General features: G+C 38.3%; 5 protein-coding genes. 4 read left to right on the forward strand and 1 reads right to left on the reverse strand.

Translation table 11 applies throughout. The features are described 5' to 3' along the window. Positions 1-439 precede the first annotated feature (439 nt). The 4 genes from rpmB to ftsY all read left to right on the forward strand — a co-directional run bounded on the left by rpmB (position 440) and on the right by ftsY (position 2,140). The gene (rpmB, locus tag EA341_RS00405) at positions 440-682 is read left to right on the forward strand and encodes a 50S ribosomal protein L28 (RefSeq protein ID WP_293010704.1); all 243 of its coding nucleotides are present in this window, start codon (positions 440-442) and stop codon (positions 680-682) included. Positions 683-712: 30 nt separating this feature from the next. After that, entirely contained in the window at positions 713-895 is a 183-nt protein-coding gene (rpmG, locus tag EA341_RS00410) for a 50S ribosomal protein L33 (RefSeq protein ID WP_009036148.1), read from the forward strand. A gap of 45 nt (positions 896-940) precedes the next feature. Then, the gene (locus EA341_RS00415; protein WP_293010705.1) at positions 941-1,093 is read left to right on the forward strand and encodes a DUF4295 domain-containing protein; all 153 of its coding nucleotides are present in this window, start codon (positions 941-943) and stop codon (positions 1,091-1,093) included. Positions 1,094-1,183: 90 nt separating this feature from the next. Next, positions 1,184-2,140, forward strand: coding sequence for a signal recognition particle-docking protein FtsY (ftsY, locus tag EA341_RS00420; protein ID WP_293010706.1), 957 nt, complete (start codon positions 1,184-1,186; stop codon positions 2,138-2,140). Positions 2,141-2,316: 176 nt separating this feature from the next. Here the strand turns inward: ftsY and EA341_RS00425 are convergent, their stop codons facing one another. Beyond that, positions 2,317-3,423 (reverse strand): DUF4221 family protein, encoded by a 1,107-nt coding sequence (locus tag EA341_RS00425; protein WP_293010707.1) that lies wholly within the window; start codon positions 3,421-3,423, stop codon positions 2,317-2,319. Positions 3,424-3,805 lie beyond the last annotated feature (382 nt).

A 3,805-nucleotide genomic window follows, 5' to 3' on the forward strand; every position in this document is an offset into this window, starting at 1 on the left:
CGCTGCGTGAACCCTTTTGTCATTTTATGATCTGTAAATACCAAATTTTAAAATCTCGAGATGACAAGGTGAAGCTGATATTTATCTTGATGATGGAATTGTTAACTTCAAAATATTACCTGTTCAGACTTCCGCCAAACCTTTGTCACGTCCTGATTTTACTTGACACTTGTTTCGATAGTGTTATGTTTATTTGAAACGTAACCAATATATCGCCGAAGGCTTATATCTACTTTATATCGCGAAGCATATATCTTATCATTTGATACTCGTCTCTAGCTTCTGCCTCCTCCTTCATCCTTCATCCTTTCCCCCTTAATCCTCCACGTTTTTAAAACTTTACGGAATTATTTTGGGAGGTACTTTTGGTAATTCAGGATAAAGTCCGATATTTGCAGACTCAATTGGAAAAACGTCTTTAATAATACGATCATATATCATGGCAAAAGTTTGTGACATCACCGGTAAAAGACCTCGAGTAGGTAATAATGTATCGCATGCGAACAACAAGACCAAGCGTAAGTTCTACCCGAACTTACACAAGAAAAGCTTCTACATTCCAGAAGAAGATGCTTGGATCACGTTGAAAGTATGTACCAAAGCTTTGAGAACTATCAATAAAAACGGCATCAGTGCAGTTTTGAAAAAAGCTCAGGAAAAAGGTATGATCATCATTAAGTAATTAGGTTTACCATTTTAAAAATACAGAGCGATGGCTAAGAAAGGCAATAGAGTTCAGGTAATTATGGAGTGTACTGAGCACAAAAACTCAGGCATGCCAGGAACTTCAAGATACATTACAACAAAAAACCGTAAAAACACTACAGAGAGATTAGAGTTGAAAAAATTCAACCCTATCCTGAAGAAAGTTACGGTCCATAAAGAAATTAAATAATTTAGGACTTCGTTGTTTAACAGCAACCAAAAACCCCTTTAAGATATGGCTAAGAAAGTAGTAGCAACCCTAAAAAAAGAAGGTGGAGTCACTTATGCTAAAGTGATCAGAGCTGTAAAGTCTGAAAAGACTGGCGCTTATTCCTTCAAAGAAGAAATGGTTCCTTCCGCAATTGTACAGGAAACCTTGAAAAAATAATTGTATTTCACATAATACAATCAAAAGTCCCTTCTAGCAATGTCTTAGAAGGGACTTTTTCATTATATTCGGACTCTAAAAATCAATACTATGGGAATTTTCGGTTTCTTTTCTAAGGAAAAAAAGGAGAGCCTGGATCAAGGACTCCAGAAAACCAATGAAAACATTTTTTCAAAACTCAGCAAAGCTGTAGTAGGGAAGTCCAAAGTTGACGAAGACGTACTGGATGAATTGGAAGAAATACTCATCACTTCCGATGTGGGGGTAGACACTACCATCAAAGTCATTCGAAGAATCGAAGAACGAGTTGCTCAAGATAAATACGTCAACACAGCAGAACTCGATATCATCCTCAGGGAAGAAATCGAAGCACTGTTGAAGGAAAACAAAAGTGCAGACTTGGCAGACTTTGACCTGCCTGCTGATAAAAAACCTTATGTCATCATGGTGGTCGGCGTAAATGGGGTAGGAAAAACAACCACAATAGGTAAATTGGCCCATCAGTTCAAATCAGCCGGCAAGTCTGTGGTATTGGGTGCTGCTGACACTTTTCGGGCCGCTGCTGTAGATCAATTGATCCTATGGGGAGAGAGAGTAGGCGTCCCAGTAGTATCACACGGAATGAACACAGACCCTGCTTCCGTAGCTTTTGATGCTGTCAAACAAGGGGTAGACACCAATGCCGACGTGGTGATAGTGGACACCGCCGGTAGACTACACACCAAAATCAATTTAATGAATGAGCTGACCAAAATCAAAAGGGTCATGCAAAAATTCATCGATGATGCGCCACATGAAATACTTTTAGTCCTCGATGGTTCTACCGGGCAAAACGCCTTTATACAAGCCAAGGAGTTTACGAAGGCCACGGATATCACCGCTCTTGCCATCACAAAACTTGATGGTACTGCAAAAGGCGGTGTTGTCATAGGCATCTCTGACCAATTCAAAATCCCCGTAAAATACATCGGAGTAGGAGAGAAAATGACGGACCTGCAGGTGTTCAACAGGAAAGAGTTTGTGGATTCATTGTTTAAAAAGAAATGATAACCTTTGAGGTCTTTTCAGGACATTGAAGGTTTTAAAATAAACTTAGAACCAGGACGGGGTTTTGAAAACCCCAAAAGTCAAAGCCAAACCTTTGAGGTCTATTTCGGACCTCGAAGGTTTGAAAGGTGGGTTAAATCGCGAAACAAGACCTCAAGGAAGTAGACCCCCAACTCTCATAGTTCTAAGCGAACCCGAACGTATTTCTCGTAATCCTCCGAAGAGGGATCCAATAATTTTAGATAAAATCCTTCCTTTGTGAAAAAGCCAGTTGGGCTTATCTTTTGATTGTCAAAAAACACTTCCCCAATTACCTCTAGACCTTTATTGTGGATAATAAAACTGCTTTTGTTGACATATTTACTTTCGCCACCTTCCTTGGTTTCAATGTTTGTATAACGTAACCACAACTCTCTGTAAGGATCATGGAGCACCCATTTATACCTGCTGGTCTCCATACTTGGTGAAAAAACAGTTAACTCTCCCCTCTGCTCTGTAAAGCCCCTCTGGAAAACCATTTTCTCTGAACTTTTGGATTTCACCCATCGACTACTATTGTTCTCTATCACCAACAAAGAGTCAGTAACAGGGAAACTAAGTACATGAATTTTGTCGGTTATAGCATAGGCATGTGAGTAAATCCCAAGCTCAGGATCATCAAAATGCTCTAAATATACTATTGGATATAAGAATTTCAGAGGTTCAACTTCCCTTTTAGCAAGATCATATTTCCACACCCAATTTTCATATTCCATGTTTGGTGCTTTCAACACAAATGGCACATCCGAGAAAATCAGCGTCTTATTTTTATTGTCATAAAGCATCCTATTCCCATTCATGGTGGTGAAATTAGACCCTAGTCTTTCTTCCGAAACTTCTGGAAGCGGATATCTTTCCAATACTTGGCCTTGAAAATCAGTCTGAATGATATGTTTCTGATCCGAGATAAAAAAAATCCCCTCTTCAGTTACCAAATTACCTGAGACAAATGAGCCAATCCCATCAGGCCCTTCCCTCTCAAATGTGAGTGAAGATATCAATTCGCCCGTTTGGTAGTTATATTTAAAAAGCTTTGACCCCACAATCCCGTACAAATTGTGTCTGCCATTTTCTTCCAATAGCACAAATTCAACCGGTAGATTTTTGGTTAGGGTATCTTTCTCCAAATACAGGGTATCCACAATGTAATCTTTAAGATCAGCAGATAAAAAAACAGATCCTTCCTTTGACCTGGAACAAGAAACCAACAGAATTAAACAGAAGACAGAAACGAAATATCGCATAGGGAAAAGAAAGTTTACAATTCGATTAAAATATTCATCATTTTTTTAGTGAAACTACCTAAGTATCATCACTGATAGGAAAGTAATCTTCCCCACTGTACACAAAATACCTTTGGGAGCCTTTATGTACTCACAACCATGAATAAAACCTTTGCTTATTTTAGGGTTTAGCGTTCTTTTGATTTTAAATTTGCAAGGATGATTCCTATTTTTCCTAGTAATTTTAAAGTGACACTTTAAAATTACTAGGATTAAACTTCTACTTTTGGTTAAATCCTGAAAAATCTATTTTTCAAATCTTACCTTATATTTCATGAGGGGTTTGATTTTTTAAAAAAATAAGTCAAAAAAAAGACCTCCGGAGCCTTATTCTCCGGAGACC

It is taken from the genome of Mongoliibacter sp., assembly GCF_007692705.1.
Lineage (GTDB): Bacteria > Bacteroidota > Bacteroidia > Cytophagales > Cyclobacteriaceae > Mongoliibacter.

What these genes read in the sequence shown, in the direction of transcription:
- rpmG (WP_009036148.1), top strand. Translation starts at nt 713, where the DNA reads ATGGCTAAGAAAGGCAATAGAGTTCAGGTAATTATGGAGTGTACTGAG.
- EA341_RS00415 (WP_293010705.1), top strand. Translation starts at nt 941, where the DNA reads ATGGCTAAGAAAGTAGTAGCAACCCTAAAAAAAGAAGGTGGAGTCACT.
- EA341_RS00425 (WP_293010707.1), bottom strand. Translation starts at nt 3,423, where the DNA reads ATGCGATATTTCGTTTCTGTCTTCTGTTTAATTCTGTTGGTTTCTTGT.
- ftsY (WP_293010706.1), top strand. Translation starts at nt 1,184, where the DNA reads ATGGGAATTTTCGGTTTCTTTTCTAAGGAAAAAAAGGAGAGCCTGGAT.
- rpmB (WP_293010704.1), top strand. Translation starts at nt 440, where the DNA reads ATGGCAAAAGTTTGTGACATCACCGGTAAAAGACCTCGAGTAGGTAAT.